At 72.6% G+C, this 15,501-nt stretch carries 9 protein-coding genes and 2 pseudogenes; 5 read left to right on the top strand and 6 right to left on the bottom strand.

Annotated elements, in window-relative coordinates; all coding sequences use genetic code 11:
• The first annotated feature begins 336 nt into the window (after nucleotides 1-336).
• Both KN815_RS23380 and KN815_RS23375 read left to right on the top strand, forming a co-directional pair.
• Nucleotides 337-2,349 carry a CocE/NonD family hydrolase gene (locus tag KN815_RS23380; protein ID WP_216343899.1) on the top strand — a complete coding sequence of 671 codons (2,013 nt, stop codon included), beginning with the start codon at nucleotides 337-339 and terminating at the stop codon, nucleotides 2,347-2,349.
• On the top strand, nucleotides 2,346-2,984 hold the full coding sequence (locus KN815_RS23375) for a TetR/AcrR family transcriptional regulator (protein ID WP_253209180.1): 639 nt from the start codon (nucleotides 2,346-2,348) through the stop codon (nucleotides 2,982-2,984). The genes KN815_RS23380 and KN815_RS23375 overlap by 4 nt, the downstream gene beginning before the upstream one ends.
• Before the next feature lie 89 nt (nucleotides 2,985-3,073).
• On the opposite strand, the gene KN815_RS23370 is transcribed toward KN815_RS23375, so the two are convergent.
• Nucleotides 3,074-3,721, bottom strand: coding sequence for a hypothetical protein (locus KN815_RS23370; protein WP_216343897.1), 648 nt, complete (start codon nucleotides 3,719-3,721; stop codon nucleotides 3,074-3,076).
• Nucleotides 3,722-3,863: 142 nt separating this feature from the next.
• The gene (locus KN815_RS23365) at nucleotides 3,864-4,433 is read right to left on the bottom strand and encodes a TetR/AcrR family transcriptional regulator (RefSeq protein WP_216343896.1); all 570 of its coding nucleotides are present in this window, start codon (nucleotides 4,431-4,433) and stop codon (nucleotides 3,864-3,866) included.
• Nucleotides 4,434-4,516: 83 nt separating this feature from the next.
• On the opposite strand from KN815_RS23365, the gene KN815_RS23360 reads away from it, so the two are divergent.
• Nucleotides 4,517-5,437 carry an NADP-dependent oxidoreductase gene (locus tag KN815_RS23360; protein ID WP_216343895.1) on the top strand — a complete coding sequence of 307 codons (921 nt, stop codon included), beginning with the start codon at nucleotides 4,517-4,519 and terminating at the stop codon, nucleotides 5,435-5,437.
• A 628-nt stretch (nucleotides 5,438-6,065) separates the two neighbouring features.
• Here KN815_RS23360 and KN815_RS23355 read toward each other — a convergent pair.
• From KN815_RS23355 to KN815_RS23340, 4 genes are read right to left on the bottom strand one after another with little or no spacing between them, the layout of a single operon-like run.
• On the bottom strand, nucleotides 6,066-10,349 hold the full coding sequence (locus KN815_RS23355) for a serine protease (RefSeq protein WP_216343894.1): 4,284 nt from the start codon (nucleotides 10,347-10,349) through the stop codon (nucleotides 6,066-6,068).
• 8 nt (nucleotides 10,350-10,357) lie between these two features.
• Nucleotides 10,358-10,687: a CU044_2847 family protein gene (locus KN815_RS23350; protein ID WP_216343893.1), complete on the bottom strand. Its 330-nt coding sequence runs from the start codon at nucleotides 10,685-10,687 to the stop codon at nucleotides 10,358-10,360.
• Between the two features lie 40 nt (nucleotides 10,688-10,727).
• Nucleotides 10,728-12,338 (bottom strand): N-acyl-D-amino-acid deacylase family protein, encoded by a 1,611-nt coding sequence (locus KN815_RS23345; protein WP_216343892.1) that lies wholly within the window; start codon nucleotides 12,336-12,338, stop codon nucleotides 10,728-10,730.
• 57 nt (nucleotides 12,339-12,395) lie between these two features.
• Nucleotides 12,396-13,694, bottom strand: a complete 1,299-nt coding sequence (locus tag KN815_RS23340; RefSeq protein ID WP_216343891.1) for an amino acid deaminase — start codon at nucleotides 13,692-13,694, stop codon at nucleotides 12,396-12,398.
• 243 nt (nucleotides 13,695-13,937) lie between these two features.
• Between KN815_RS23340 and KN815_RS23335 the strand changes: the two are divergent.
• Together KN815_RS23335 and KN815_RS23330 are read left to right on the top strand one after the other, a co-directional pair.
• Nucleotides 13,938-14,219, top strand: a pseudogene (locus tag KN815_RS23335) (PfkB family carbohydrate kinase); the annotation flags it as partial.
• 852 nt (nucleotides 14,220-15,071) lie between these two features.
• Nucleotides 15,072-15,501: pseudogene (locus KN815_RS23330) on the top strand (PfkB family carbohydrate kinase); the annotation flags it as partial.

The following is a 15,501-nucleotide window of genomic DNA, read 5'->3' as shown; positions in this document are numbered from 1 at the left end:
ACGCAGGTGGCGGCCGGCGGATGGCTAGCCCCCACCCCGCCCCTTCCCGGTACCGGGGCCCGCCCCGGCCCCCGGGCGGGGTGCCCTTGAGGTATCGCCGCCGGGTGCGGGCCGGTGGGTGGGTTGTGCCCACCCGTTCCGCCGGGGGGCACCTCCCAGCGGTAGCTGGGGGAGGAACGATTGCCCACAACCTGTAAGCCCCTCCGGCGATTGAGGAGCGGGGCCCGGGGCGGAGCCCTGGTTTCGGGAAGGGGCGGGGTGGGGGCTTGCCGCCGCGGGCGCACCCACCCACAAGCGCACCCGCCCCGCAGACAACCCACCACGTAGGGAGCAGCGTTGAGGTACCGCGAGACGTTCGACCGCAATGTGCGGGCCGAGGACGTATGGATCCCCACCCGGGACGGGCAAACGCGGCTGCACGCCCGCATCTGGCGCCCGACAGACGCCGAAACCGCCCCCGTCCCCGCCCTCCTCGAATACCTCCCGTACCGCAAGAGCGACTGGACCGCGCCCCGCGACGCCCAGCGCCACCCCTGGTACGCCGGGCACGGCTACGCCTCCGTACGAGTCGATCTGCGCGGCAGCGGCGACTCCGAGGGCGTGATGCTCGACGAGTACACCGCGACCGAGCTGGCCGACGGCGTGGACGTCGTCAACTGGCTCGCGGCGCAGCCCTGGTGCACCGGCAAGGTGGGGATGTTCGGGATCTCCTGGGGCGGGTTCAACTCCCTCCAGATCGCCGCCCTGCGCCCCGCCCCGCTGAAGGCGATCGTCACCGTCTGCTCCACCGACGACCGTTACGACAACGACGTCCACTACACCGGCGGCGCCGTCCTCGGCATCGACATGCTCGCCTGGGCCGGGACGATGCTGGCGTTCACCGCCCGCCCCCCGCACCCCACCTCCGTCGGCGAGGACCGCTGGCTGCCCATGTGGCGGGAACGGCTCGACGCGCTCGAGCCGTATCTGCACACCTGGCTCGCCCACCAGGAGCGGGACGACTACTGGCGGCACGGCAGCGTCTGCGAGGACTACGGCGCGATCGAGGCCGCCGTGCTGGCGGTCGGCGGCTGGGCCGATCCGTACCGGGACACCGTGCTGCGCCTGCTGGAGCACCTCGACGCGCCCGTGCGCGGGCTCATCGGCCCCTGGTCGCACCAGTACCCGGACCGGGGGCTGCCGCCGGGCCCGGCGATCGGCTTCCTCCAGGAGACGCTGCGCTGGTGGGACCACTGGCTCAAGGACGAGCCGACCGGCGTGCTGGACGAGCCGCCGCTGCGCGCCTGGATCAACGACCCGGTACCGCCCGCCACCTCGTACGACACCATGCCCGGCCGCTGGGTCGGCGAGGACGCCTGGCCGTCGCCGTCGCTCACCTGGGACGAACGCCCCCTCGGCGGCCCCGCCGACGAGCCGGTGATCGTCCGCTCGCCGCTGCACACCGGGCTGGACGCGGGCCGCTTCTTCCCCTTCGGCAACGCCACCGATCTGCCGCCCGACCAGCGCGCGGAGGACGGCCGTTCGGTCTGCTTCGACTCGGCGCCGCTCACCGGAAGGGTCGAGATCCTGGGCCGTCCCCGCGTACGGCTACGCCTCGACAGCGCCACCCCGCGCGCCCACGTCATCGCCCGCGTCTGCGATGTGGCGCCCGACGGCTCGTCCACCCTCGTCACCCGTGGGGTGCTCAACCTCCTGTCGCGGAAGGGACGGGACAAGGCCGTGGAGTGGCGGCCAGGGCGCGAGGAGGACGTGGAGTTCGAGCTGAACGCCACCGGCTACGCCTTTCCGCCCGGCCACCGCATCAGGGTCGCCGTCTCCGACGCGTACTGGCCGTGGGTCTGGCCGCACGGCGAGCGCGGCCGGCTGACCGTACGGCCCGGGGACAGCGCCCTGCTGCTGCCCGTACGGGATCCGGGCGCCGACGCGGGCCGCCCGCCCATCGTCTTCGAGGAGCCCGAGCAGGCCGTGCCGCTCGCCGTGACCGTCGACCCGCCCGCCGGACCGCGCCCCGAGCGGACCGTCACCCACGATGTGGCGACGGACGAATGGGTGCTGGACGTGGACCCGAACTACGGCGGCTCGCGCACCTATCCCGACGGACTCCGCTACGAGGAGAGCGCCCGCGAGACGTACCGCATCCGCTCCGACGATCCGCTCTCGGCCGTGGCAAGCTCTCGGTGGACCATCCGGCTGCGGCGCGGGGCCTGGGACGCGGAGATCGTCACCGCCGTGGAACTGCGTGCCACGGCGGAGGAATTCATCATGGACAGCAGCATCGAGGCACGGGCGAACGGAGAGACAGTGGCCACGCGCGCATGGCACCACACCACGCCGAGGACATCCGCGTGACGTCCCCCGCCGAGCGCCGCCCCCCGCGCCGCGCCGTCGACGCCTCCCGCCGCACCCGGCAGCCCACCGAGGTGCGCCGCCGCCTCATCGTGGAGGCCGCCGTTCCGCTGATCGCGGAGCGCGGCACCAAGGGGGTCGGGGTGCGCGAGGTGGCGGCCGCGGCCGAGGTCTCGGTCGGCACGGTCACGTACCACTTCGAGAGCGTGCAGGAAGTCCTCTCCGAGGCGATGGTGCTGCACATCGAGCGCTACTACGCCGCGTTGAGCGAGGCCGCCGCGAAGGCCACCAGCGGCGCACAAGGGCTGCGGCTGCTCATCGACGCGCTTTTCACGGACGACACGGACCAGCACTGGCGGATGTGGTTCGACTACTGGAACGCGGGCGAACGCGACGAGTCCTTCGCCCGTGGCCAGGCCGAGCGCTACGAGGCATGGCACGGCGAGATCCGGGCCCTGGTCGAACGGGGCCGGGACGAGGGCGACTTCGTCTGCGACGACCCGGCCGACTTCGCCCTCCGTTTCTCCGCCCTGGCCGACGGCCTGGCCCTGCGCCGCCTGCGCCAGGCACCCGCCCTGACCGTGGCCGACGCCCGCCGCCACCTGCGCCGCTTGGTGACGGCGGAGCTGGAAGGCTGAACGCCGGGGCGGAACGGGGACCTGGCGAACAAACGCCGCGGCGGTGGAGCCGCCTCAAGGCAACTCCACCGCCGCGGTCGGGCAGGTGCTTACTGGTGGGCGCTGATCACACCGCCCGCGCTGAGCACGATGTACACGCCGTTGGCGACCATCCCGTCGTCGTGCCCGTTCGCCTCCAGCGTGCCGTCCACCGAGCCCTCGTTGCCGATGATGTCCGCGCGGAAGTGGGCGTCGCCGACCTTCGTGACCTTGGCCTTCCAGCCGCCCGCGAGCTTGAAGGTGCCCGGTCCGCTGTGCTCGCCGCCCATCCAGGAGTGGACCTCGCCGCCCAGCGTGAGCACGACGTACATGCCGTTGGCGTCGAGCCCGGCGTCGCTCTGGTTCGCCTCCAGCGTGGCGAGGACGGCACCGTCGTTGATGATCTTGAGGCGGTAGTGCTGGGTGCCGAGCTTGTCGATCTTGGCCGTGCTGCCGTCCGCCAACTTCTGGCCGCCGGTGGAAGATGGCGCCTTGCCCGTATCGCCCGTCTTGGTGCCCGTCTTGGCGTCGGAACCCTGCGCTCCGGAGGAGGAGCCCCCGGTGCTGGACTCGGCGGAGGCCGCGGGCTTCTTCGTGCCGGTGTCTTCCGTGTCGTTGTTGCAGGCGGTCAGGCTGAGGCTGGCGGCTGCGATCAGGGCCGCGGCGGCGATGCGAATGGTGCGGCGACGAGTGCTGCGGACAGTGGTGTTGGCGTTCATGCCGGGTCCCCCCAGGGGCGGTCGGTGACGTTGTCCTCGGTACGTCACCCACTCTGGCCGGGGCCGCTACCGCAAGCCTGCCGCTCCGCTAACACCCCGCTAACACGGCCGTTAGCGGCGGAAAGCCGCCCGATCGCTCCGGCTAGCGCACGGCTTTGGCCGCGCGTACGTCGGCGAGCGCCTGCCGTGCCAGCGGGCCGAAGCCCTCGCTGTTGCCGGTGTCGATCCACTGGTCGTAGGCGATCTCCCAGACGAGCATGCCCAGTTTCGCGGCCACGCGGGCGGTCAGACCCGGGACTCCGCGGCGGTTGAGGGCCTCGATCATCGAGGCGGCGAGGTCGATCCTTTTCAGGGCTTCGCGTTCACGCAGTTCCGCATTGGCGTTCAGCACGGCCTGGCGCCGGCCGCTGAACTCGCGGCGGTCGGCGGTGAAGAACGTCCGGCCGAGCGCATCGAGGGCGTCCGCCACCGCGTCGAGCGGCCCGGCCGCCGGCGGCGCCGAGGCGATCCCTTCGATGAGCAGACCGGTCACCGTGCCCCCGCCGAAGAGCACCTCGCGCTTGTCCGAGAAGTACCGGAAGAACGTGCTCTTGGTGAGCCCCGCGCGCTCCGCGATCTCGATCACGGTCGTGTTCTCGTAGCCGCGCTCCTCGAAGAGGTCGAGGGCGGCGGCGGCGAGTCGTCCGGGTGCGTCGGGTTGCCAGCGAGCCATGGGAGCAGTGTACGGGACTTCGTCCCATCACTGGTGTACGGTCGATAAGACCAAGTCCCATCACTGGCCGGGAGAGATCACCGATGAGCAAAGCTGTCCGTTACCGGCGATTTGGCGGTCCCGAAGTACTCGAACTTCAGGAGATACCCGAGCCGCACGCCGCACCGGACGAGGTTCGCGTCCGGGTCACGGCCGCCGGGCTGAATCCGATGGACTGGCAAATCACCACACAGCCCGACATGGCGGCGCGGTTCGGCATCACCTTGCCGGCCGGGTTCGGCAGCGACTTCGCCGGAGTGGTGGACGAGGTGGGCGCCGAAGCCACGGGATTCGCGACCGGCGACCGGGTGTTCGGGGCCGCGATTGGCCGGTCCGTCGCCGATTTCGTGCTGGTCAAGACGCCCGCGGCAACGCTATGGCGCACCCCGGAGGGCATCGGCGACGAGGTGGCGGGCACGCTTCCGGTGTCCGGTCTGACGGCCGCCGCCGCGCTCGCCGCGATCGGGCTCCGCACCGGGGACACCGTCCTGATCGGTGGGGCGGCGGGTGGTGTGGGCATCTTCGCCGTGCAGCTCGCGAAGCTCGCGGGTGCCCGGGTGCTCGGCACCGCCTCCGAGGGCACGTTCGGATTCCTGCGCGGGCTCGGCGCCGAACCCGTGGCGTACGGCCCTGGCCTGGCGGACCGGGTGCGGGCCCTGGCGCCCGAGGGGATCACCGCCGCGACCGACCTGTTCGGAAGGGAGGCGGCCGAGACCGCGCTCAAGCTCGGCGTGGCACCCGAGCGGATCTCCGTCGTGGCCGACGGCCCCGCCCCGCCGCCCGGTGTGCGCAAGACGGGCGCCCTCGACGCGGGTCCGGGCGCCCTGGAACGGATCGCCGACGCGATCCATTCCGGCGAGATCACCGTGCCGATCGCGGCGACCTTCCCGGTCGAGCGGATTCGCGAAGCCGTGACGACGCAGGCCGAGAGGCATGTTCACGGCAAAATCGTGGTCACACTGTGAACCGGTACAAAGCCGCACTGTGAACCGGCCCGAGGTGGTCACCGGGCGCCGAGGGGGTGTGGGCGTCCGCCGCCCCGCATCGCCATCCGCCCATCCGCCCGAAAAGCGGTGGAGCCGCGCTCCCGTGCGCCGTTAGCGTGGTCTCGCCCATAGCCGCGCTGTCAAGGACGTGCCGTTGTACACCAAGTGAGATCCCCCAAGCGCTGATCCGTCGCGCGTCGCGCAGGTGCGGCGTGCTGCTTTTCGCTGTGGTCTTCTCACTGGAAGCGGTTGACTCCATGTCCAAGAACTGGGCTGTCATGCCCATCTGGCTCCCGATCAACGCCTGGTCCCTCGCGCGGTGCGCCGGGTGCGGAGGCACCACCAGGCTCGCCCCGATCGTCGTACGGCGCGATCGGCCGGCCTGGCAGTCGCCGTACGGTCCGCCGCCGCGGCGGGCGCATCGGGGGCGGTGGGTGCCGGTGCCGGGGGTGGTCGGGGCCCGGGCCGCCGTGCGGCGTGGGAATCTGTGCGGTCGGTGCGACTGATCGCCGAAGGCTTCGGCTCTTCGCGAGCCGCGGTCGAGAGGCTGTCGGCCGAGGGGTGACCAGGGTGCGCGGCCATTCCGCGCACTCCACCACCCGATGGCTCACGGGCCGGTGCCGGTGCACGGAGGCTCCGAAGGCGTTCCCGGCGGCAACTGGTGTTTCCGTTCCTCATTGGTGTAGTCACGGCCCGCGCCTTTGCACAGGTCCGTGAACCAGGTGTCGGGACGCAGGTCGAAGGACTGGAGCCAGTTGTCGCCTGCCAATGTCAGCCGGCTGCCCCGGACGACCGCCGCGTAGTTGACGCCCGGTATCCGAATCACGCCGACCCGGTCAGCGGTGGCGGGTTCCCACAACTCGAGATCGGTCGCGTACGAGAACGTGACCACTGTGCCCTCGTCGGTAACCCCGACCACGTCACCGGTACTGTCGACCGCTATCCGCGGGCCTTTGGCACGTTGCTCGGCAACCCCGAAGCGGCGCAGAAAGCCGTCGTACTGCTGCACCACCAACTCCTCGCCATCCGGCGAGAAGACCATGCTGGAGCCGCCGAAATCCGAGTAGACCCTGCTGATCCGATCGCCGGACAGTACGCCCGTCCGCTTGCGGGCCCGGATGTCCCACAGCTCCACCCTGCCCCGCTCGGCGTCATTCCGGGCCGCCACCGCGACCTGGTCCGGATGGCCGGGACGGGCACGGATCCGACCGATCCCCGCGAACGGATTGCCGGAGTCCAGGGGGGTGCGGTCGGCCCACAGCGGCGGTCCGATCTGCACGCCGCGTTCCGGGTCCACCCGCAGCAGGGCGCCGCCCGCCGTCAGCACGGCGACATCCCCGCCGTACAGCGGCTCGACCGCGTCCACGGTTCCCAATCGCTTGTCGGTGTCGGGTCCCATGTCCAGCCGCACATCCACTCGGTCGGCCAGGTCACGAGCGGCGTAGGTGGACAACTCCGTACCGTTCGGCTCCCACAGCACGAGCCGCGTGGACCGCGCGGTCCACGTCACCTGCCAATCCCGGTTACGGCGGGTACGGGGAAGTGCGGCGGTGCGGCGGTCGCCGCTCACCAGGTCCATCACCTCCAGCCGACCGTGGGATACCCGCGCCAGGCGCCGCCCGTCGGACGACAGCGCGACGGGTGTATCCGACTTATCGGACTCCCGGGCGACTTCGCGGTGTGCCTCGGCCACCATCAGAGTGTCGCCGACCGGAGCCAGCACCCTCACCCCGCCGCCCCCGCGCGATACGACGGCGATCAGATCCTCCGGCTCGCTGCCCACCGGTACCCGTGTCCGGTAGGTCTCGCCCGTGGCCGGCCGGGTCAGCGCGATCTCGCTGTAACCGCCCTTCTCGACCTCCTCGGTATCGAACAGGTACCCACCGGTGGCATCCGGCGTTATGGAGCCGCCGGGGAGCCGCGCGCTCGACCCCGTGGCCAGGTCATGGAGATATGACCGTGACGAGGAGTCCGACTCGATGGCGTAGGCTCCACCGCCGCCGAACGACAACGACCCGCTCTTGGTACGGCGTGAAATCTTCCGCACGGGTCTTCCGGTACGCAGATCGCGCACCACCACCTCCCTGTTGTCGCCCCGGAGCCAGGGCAGCAACAGCACGGTGTCAGGGTCCACCCCGAACGCCGCATCGTTCAAGACGACACCGCGCGGGATCACTTCGTCCGCCATGGGCAGTGATCGGCCGCTGCCCGTGTCCCATGCCCCCAGGAGCCCCTCGCGGCCGTCGTCCTCCGGCAGTGGCCTGCTGAACGTGAGCAGCCGCAGCAGGCGGCGGCTGTCCGCGCTGAAGTCCAGGCGCGCACTGTTGACGTTGCGCTCGCCCGCCACGCCACGCGCCAGCACCCGGGGCCCGCGACTGGTGCCGTCCAGCTTCCACAGCAGTACGCCGCCCTCAGGTGTGGCTATCGCGTAGTGCCGACCGTCCGGGCTGACGGCACTGCGCGTATCGCCCTCGGGCACACCACGCAGCGCGTAATGGCGCGGTTTTCCCTCCGGCACTCCGGTCACCACGGCCACCTGCTGCGGGCCGACGCCGGACGGTTTGGACCGCACCACCATGGTGCGCCCGTCCGGCGTGGCGTCCAGCTTCTGCGCCCGGCCCCGCCACAGGCCCCGATAGCTGCCCCGCAGGTACTGCCCGCGCACGTACTGGCGGAGCAGCGCCGCCCGGGCCTGCGGCGTGTGCTCGGTGTGCCAGGCGGCCAGTGCCAGTTGCACCGCCGTGCCGGGGGTGCGTTCGGACTGCTTGTCGGAGGCGTCGGCGAGCGTCCGGGAGGCGAGCGTCCGCAGTTTGGCCTCGGTCTCCCGTCGATTCTGCACGGCGACCACGGCCAGTGTTGACGCCGTCATCAGCAGTGCGGCGAGTGCCGCGACAGTGGCCTGCCACGCCCGTACGCCGCGCCGCCGGTGCCGCCGTCCGGCCTGGATGTACGCACGCTCGCCGGAGGTGATGTCCTCGGGTCTGCGCTTCAGCCAGTCTTCCGCCTCGGCGAGCAGCCGCCCGCGCAACAGCCCGCCCGCTTCTTCGCTCCGGGCCTCCCACCGGGCCAGGTCGCGCCGCAACTGCTCCTGCCAGCCCCGGAACTCCCGGCTGTCCTCCAGCCAGTCGCGCAACCGGGGCCACAGCCTGGTGAGTGCCTCATGAGCGAGGTCGACGATCTCGGTGCCCTCGGAGGTACGGCCGAAGATGACCAGCTTCCCCGGTGCGAGCCGGCGTGCGACCGCCACCGCGGCGGTGTCGAGGTCGGCGACCGGGGTGGGGCGACGCGTGAAACCGCCCCGGTCGTCCGGGCGGGCCAGTTGGACGAACAGCCGCCGGGCCGCGGGCTCCTCGGAGGCGGGGACGTGTGCGCGGAAGGCGTCTTCGGCGTATCCGACCAGAGCCCCGGCGACGCCGCCCAGTTCCTGGTACGCGGCGTGGGTGAGCATGGACCGCTCGCGGCGCTCCCACAACTGGGTCAGCGCGAACTCCGTCAGCGGCATCCGGCCCGGCTCGCCCGCCGCGTCCTCGACGATCCGCTCCGCCAGACCGGGTTCCAGCCACAGCCCCGATGTGGCGTCGACCGGCCCGGTGACGGCCTGGCGCAAACCCTTGGCGGAGAGCGCGGCGAGGAAGATCACGGCGTCGCTGAGGGCGCCGGAGGTCTCAGGGGTCACCAGGACGTCGAGCGACCCGGGGCGCGCGGTGGCCACCACCCGCGTACCGCTCCCGGTTCCCTCGTCCGGCGCTCCCGCGACCGCTGCCAGCAGGGTGAGCAGCTCACGCGCCGCGACCGGGTCGGCGGCCGCGTACTCCTCCATCTGGTCGACGAAGATCAGGTGTCCGCCGCTCCCGCTCCGCCGCTCCAGCGCGGCCCGCAGCCCGGCGGCCACCTCTCGCGTTCTCCCGTCACCCGCCCCGTCGCCCAGGAGCCCGACCAGCTCCTCGCTCTTGCGCAGCCGCTCGACCTCCCCGGCCGCCGGCTCCAGCACCGGCACCACCGCCTGCGCCAGCGCCGTCCAAGGCCGTACGCCCTGCACCGGCCGCAGCACGGACACGGTCGTGCCACGCGCCCGTAACGCGGGCAGCAGCCCGGCCCGGACCAGAGAGGACTTCCCGCATCCGGACGGCCCGGTCAAGACGGTGAGCGGACGCGTTCCGACCGCCTGCGCCAGCCGTTCGGCGTCGTCCTGCCGCCCGTGGAAGAACTCCGCGTCCTCTTCCCCGAACACCGCCAGCCCGCGGAACGGGCACCTCGGCCGCAGCACCTCCTCGTCCACCAGCGCCGCGGACGGCACCAGATACGCGGTCCCCGCCAGTCCGCCGCGCCCGGCGGCAACGGTCATACCGACGACGCCGCCCTGGGCGTCGTCCCATACCGCCGAACCGCTGAAGCCCGCCCCGATCCGCGAACCGCCGTCGGGCCCGGCGTCCATCTGTAGCCAGCCGGCGCCCTGGGTGGCCCGCAGCGTCCCGGAAGCCCACACTCCGTGCGCGGCGCCCTCCGGGAAGCCGTACACCCGGAAGGTGTGTCCCCACACCGCCGACCCGTCGACCAGTGGCACCGGCCGCGCGTTCGATACCGTGCGATCCAGCCGCAGCAGCGCCACATCGCCGCTGTCATCCCGCTGCACCGGCTGCCAGGAGACGACCTCGGCGAGGGCCTCGGGGATCGTCCCGTCCGCTTCGCGCAAAAGCGGGAATTCGACACGAACGGTGCCTTCGGGCGCCCGAGCCAGGTCTCTGGGCAGCCCCAGCGCGTCGGCGACCACATGCGCGCAGGTACACACAAGGTCGGGGGCGATCAGGAAACCCGCCCCCGCCACACCCCCGCCACCCCACAGCCTGGCCGCACCGGATTCCAGCGGCCTGTCGCCCCAAGGGACTCCCATGTGGGCCATCATTCCTGGCCGCGGGTGCTCCATTCCAGACGCACGGCGAAATTGGCCTCACTGGCCGCCTTGGCCACCACGACCCCCGCCTCCGCGGAGAGCTTGATGCCGAACTCGACGCTCACGGTGTCCGGTTGTTGCACCATGTCGCGTACGCTCCGGGCGACCGCTTCCAGCGCGGGCCGGATATGAGTCAGGGCCTCCTGGAGAGTCTCGGCGGAGCCGCTCATGACGTCGGCGGCTCGGCCCACCCGGTCGATCCCGCTGTCTTCCGGCCCGTCGACCTCGACCCGCATCGCCGTTCCGTCACCGAGCCGCATCTTCCCGATCCGCGTCATCCTGCCCCCCAAAGGCGTTGTCCGGCTGCGGAGAGCCTAGCTAGGCGCGCCGTATCGAACGCCCCGCGAGGACGTCCGTCCGCCGCCCGTCCTCGATGACGAAGCGGCCGTCGATGAGGACGTGGGGGATGCCGGTCGGCAGGGTGCGGGGGGTGTCGAAGGTCGAGCCCGCGGCCACCGTGTCCGGGTCGAAGAGGACGAGGTCGGCGCGGTAACCCTGGTGGATCCGGCCGCGGTCGGGGAGGCGGAGGCGGGCCGCGGGGCGGGAGGTGAGGTGGGCGACGCACTCCTCCAGGGTGAGGACGCCCAGCTCGCGGACGTAGCGACCGAGGTACTGCGGGAAGGTGCCGTATGCGCGGGGGTGGGGCTTGGCGCCCTGGAGGATGCCGTCGCTGCCGCCCGTGTGGACCGGGTGCTTCATGATCGCCTGGACGTTCTCCTCGTGCCCGACGTGCTGGAGGATCGTCGGGCCGAGGTGGTCGTCCAGGAGGAGGCGGCGGGCGGTGGTCCAGGGGGCCTCGCCGTGTTCGCGGGCGCTCGCGGCGATGGTCCGGCCGACGTAGCCGGTGAGGGACGGGTCGTTCACACCGGAGATCTCGATCGTGTCCCAGTCCATCGGTACGCCGTGGCAGCCGTCCGCCCCTTCCACCTCCATCACGTGGCGGATGCGCTCGGCGGTGGCGTCGTCGCGCAGCCGGGCGAGCGCCGCGTCGGGGCCGCCCTCGGCCGCCCAGCTCGGCATCATCGCGGCCAGCGTGGTGCAGCCGGGGAGGTAGGGGTAGGTGTCCAGGGTGATGTCGGCGCCGTCGGCGAGGGCGGTGTCGAGGAGGGTGAGGAGTTCGGGGGCGCGGCCCTTGTTGAGGCCGAAGTTCATGGTGGCGTGGGCGAGGTGGAGCGCGCAGCCGGCCTCGCGGGTGAGGGCCACCATCTCCTCGTACGCGCGCAGGGCACCGGCGCCGTAGGAGCGGTGGTGCGGGCAGTAGTAGCCGTCGTAGGCGGCCACGACCCGGCACAGCTCGGTGAGTTCGGCGTCGGAGGCGTACATCCCGGGGGTGTAGGTGAGGCCGGAGGAGAGGCCGACGGCGCCCTGCTGAAGCCCCTCCGCGACCAGCTCCTTCATCCGGGCGACCTCCGCCGGGCTCGCGTCGCGGTCCTCCCAGCCGACCGCGAGCATCCGGACGGTGCCCTGGGGGATGAGGTAGGCGGCGTTGACCGCGATGCCCTGGCCGCCGAAGCCGTGGTCGAGCCGGTCCAGGAACTCGCCGACGGTGCGCCAGGTGAAGTCGATGTCGGAACCGTCGCCGTTCCAGCCGGTGATGGCGGTACGGATCTGGGCGAGGGTCTCGTCGTCCACGGGGGCGTAGGAAAGGCCGTCCTGGCCGATGACTTCGAGGGTCACCCCTTGCGCGGCCTTCGCCGAGTGGTCGGGGTCGCGCAGCAGCGCCAGATCGCTGTGCGCGTGCATGTCGATGAAGCCGGGGGAGAGGACGAGGCCGTCCGCGTCCACCGTGCGGCGGGCGGTGGGGCGCGGCCCGCCGCCGTCCTCACGGACGACGGCGGCGATCCGGCCGCCCTCCACGGCCACGTCGGCCCGGTAGGCGGCACCACCGGTGCCGTCGATGACGCGTGCGTCGCGGATGACCAGGTCCATGGGGTGCGTCTCCCTGTGCGCGGAGTGGTGCGGAGTCCCGGAGGGGTCCCGGAGGGATCAGAAGAAGGTACGGATGTAGTCCGTGACCGTGCCGTCCGCCTCCGCCACCGGAATGAGCTGCCACTTGTCGAAGCTGGTGCACGGATGCGAGAGCCCCAGGGCCACCCAGTCGCCGACCTCCAGCTCGGCGCCGTCCGCGATCCTGACCCAGGCGTGCTGGTCGGAGAGGGCCGTGATGGACAGGCCCGTGGCGGGGCGGGTGGCGCCGTCGCGGGCGGAGCGGATGAGCTGCGGTTCGGGCAGGTGGAGGTCGTACGCCGCGTCCCGCTTGCCCGCGTTCAGGAACGCCTGGCCGGGCTCGGGGCGGGAGACGACCTGGGCCCACAGGCGGAAGGCCGGGTGCAGCTCGCCCTCCTCCGGGATGCGGTTGAAGGGGGTGAGGTTCCGGTATTGGCCGTCGTCGTGGGAGACGTACGCGCCCGAGCGCAGCAGCTTCAGCACCGGCCGGGACAGCGTGGGCAGCTCCGCGAGGACATCCGCGACCGCGTCGAACCACGCGCTGCCGCCCGCGCTGACGACCACCTCGTCCACGCCCTCGAAGCGGCCCGCCGCGTCGAACTCCGCCGTCAGCGCGGTGAGCCGGCGCAGCCACGCCCGCACTCGCTCGCCGTCCGCCTTCGGCACCTCGGCCTCGTAGCCGGCCATGCCCACCAGCCGCAGGGTCCCGGTGGCCCCGACCGCGTCGGCGACCGCCCGGCACTCCGCCTCCGTACGGACCCCGGTGCGGGCTCCCTCGCCGCCGCCCAGCTCGACCACCACATCGACCGGGCGCCGCGCGCCCGCCTCCCGCAGGGCCGCGTCCATCAGCTCGACGCCGCGCACGGAGTCGACGTAGGCGATGAAGTGGAAATCGGGGTCGGCGTCGAGTTCGGCCGCGAGCCAGTGCAGGGCGGTGGCGTCGACGACCTCGTTGGCGAGGAAGATCCGCTGGATGCCGAAGGCCCGGTAGGCCCGCACCTGGGTGGGGACGGCCGCGGTGATGCCCCAGGCCCCGTGGGCGAGCTGGCGCTCGAAGAGCTGGGGGGCCATGGAGGTCTTGCCGTGCGGGGCGAAGGCGAGGCCATGGGCGGCGGAGTAGCGCTCCATCGCCACCAGATTGTGCTCCAGCGCCTCGGCCGACAGGGCCAGTACGGGCGTGGTGAAGCCGCCGGTGAACAGGGAGCGCCGCTCGGCGGCCAGCTCGCCGACCGTAAGGCCCTCGGCGCTCGGAGGCAGCCCCTTGAAGCGGTGGTCCACGCGTTCCCGCGCGAGAGCCGTGAGAGCGGCGACGGCCTGGTCGCTGTGGTCGGTGGCCATGGAGGCGCCTCCATTACGTGTTTCGGTTGCAATCTCTGCAACGTTCATTGCGCATATCGCTGAGCGCTGTCTAACATCCCGCCCAGCACCGGGTCAACGGTGTGTGGCTGACCCCCCATCCTCCATCCACGAGGAGCGAGACCAACCGTGTCCCCTCTCCCCAGCGTCGAGGCCGCCGATGGTGTTGCTGATGGCGTCGACGACGTCGCTGGTGACGTAGACGTCGTCTGCCTCGGCGAGTCGATGGTGACCTTCGTGCCGTCCCGTCCGGGCCGGCTGGCGGACGTCCCCTCCTTCGCCCGGGGCATCGGCGGCGCCGAGTCCAATGTCGCCTGTGGCCTGGCCCGCGCCGGGCACCGCGTGCGCTGGATCAGCCGGGTGGGTACGGACGGCTTCGGCGAGCACCTCGTACGGGAGATCGCGGCCACCGGCGTGGACACGGCCTACGTCCAGCGCGATCCGCACCGCCCCACCGGCATCTACTTCCGTACGGCGGGCGAGCGCGCCGTCGGGTCGGCGGCGGTGGACGGGCCGGAGGCGGTGGACGGGTCCGGACCCGCCGACGGGAACGGCGCCGCCTACGGGAACGGCGCCGCCTACGGGAACGGCGCCGCCTACGGGAACGGCGCCGCCTACGGGAACGGCGCCGCCTACGGGAACGGCGCCGCCTACGGGAACGGCGCCGCCTACGGGAACGGCGCCGCCTACGGGAACGGCGCCGCCTACGGGAACGGCGCCGCCTACGGGAACGGCGCCGCCTACGGGAACGGCGCCGCCTACGGGAACGGCGCCGCCTACGGGAACGGCGCCGCCTACGGGAACGGCGCCGCCTACGGGAACGGCGCCGCCTACGGGAACGGCGCCGCCTACGGGAACGGCGCCGCCTACGGGAACGGCGCCGCCTACGGGAACGGCGCCGCCTACGGGAACGGCGCCGCCTACGGGAACGGCGCCGCCTACGGGAACGGCGCCGCCTACGGGAACGGCGCCGCCTACGGGAACGGCGCCGCCTACGGGAACGGCGCCGCCTACGGGAACGGCGCCGCCTACGGGAACGGCGCCGCCTACGGGAACGGCGCCGCCTACGGGAACGGCGCCGCCTACGGGAACGGCGCCGCCTACGGGAACGGCGCCGCCTACGGGAACGGCGCCGCCTACGGGAACGGCGCCGCCTACGGGAACGGCGCCGCCTACGGGAACGGCGCCGCCTACGGGAACGGCGCCGCCTACGGGAACGGCGCCGCCTACGGGAACGGCGCCGCCTACGGGAACGGCGCCGCCTACGGGAACGGCGCCGCCTACGGGAACGGCGCCGCGGGGTCGTCCGAATCGTCCGAGCCGTCCGAGCCGTCCGAGCCGTCCGAGCCGTCCGAGCCGCTCGCCGAAGTGGTCTACTACCGGGCCGGATCCGCCGCCGCGGCCATGTCCCCCGCGCTCATCCCCCGGGAGCGGGCCTGGTCCGGCCGGGTGCTCCATCTGACCGGGATCACCCCGGCCCTCTCCGCCGACTGCCGCACGCTGATGCGCGAGCTGACCGCCCGCGCCCCCGGCCGCCCCCTCGTCTCCTTCGACCTCAACTACCGGGTCTCGCTCTGGCAGCGGCAGGACGACGCCGAACAGGGCCCCGCCGTGCTGCTCGGCCTCGCCCGCGACAGCGACCTCGTCTTCGTCGGCGAGGACGAGGCCGAGGCGGTCTGGGGGCTGCGCGGCCCGGCGGCGATCCGGGCAGCGCTGCCCGAGCCGGAGGTGCTGGTGGTCAAGCAGGGCGGCGCCGGAGCCACCGCCTACGCGCGCCGCTCCGGCGACG

Source organism: Streptomyces niphimycinicus, from assembly GCF_018883605.1.
In the GTDB taxonomy this organism is placed as follows: domain Bacteria; phylum Actinomycetota; class Actinomycetes; order Streptomycetales; family Streptomycetaceae; genus Streptomyces; species Streptomyces niphimycinicus.
This window is presented reverse-complemented; position numbering and strand designations above follow the sequence as displayed.

What these genes read in the sequence shown, in the direction of transcription:
- KN815_RS23350 (WP_216343893.1), bottom strand. Translation starts at nt 10,687, where the DNA reads ATGACGCGGATCGGGAAGATGCGGCTCGGTGACGGAACGGCGATGCGG.
- KN815_RS23355 (WP_216343894.1), bottom strand. Translation starts at nt 10,349, where the DNA reads ATGGGAGTCCCTTGGGGCGACAGGCCGCTGGAATCCGGTGCGGCCAGG.
- KN815_RS23370 (WP_216343897.1), bottom strand. Translation starts at nt 3,721, where the DNA reads ATGAACGCCAACACCACTGTCCGCAGCACTCGTCGCCGCACCATTCGC.
- KN815_RS23340 (WP_216343891.1), bottom strand. Translation starts at nt 13,694, where the DNA reads ATGGCCACCGACCACAGCGACCAGGCCGTCGCCGCTCTCACGGCTCTC.
- KN815_RS23360 (WP_216343895.1), top strand. Translation starts at nt 4,517, where the DNA reads ATGAGCAAAGCTGTCCGTTACCGGCGATTTGGCGGTCCCGAAGTACTC.
- KN815_RS23345 (WP_216343892.1), bottom strand. Translation starts at nt 12,338, where the DNA reads ATGGACCTGGTCATCCGCGACGCACGCGTCATCGACGGCACCGGTGGT.
- KN815_RS23365 (WP_216343896.1), bottom strand. Translation starts at nt 4,433, where the DNA reads ATGGCTCGCTGGCAACCCGACGCACCCGGACGACTCGCCGCCGCCGCC.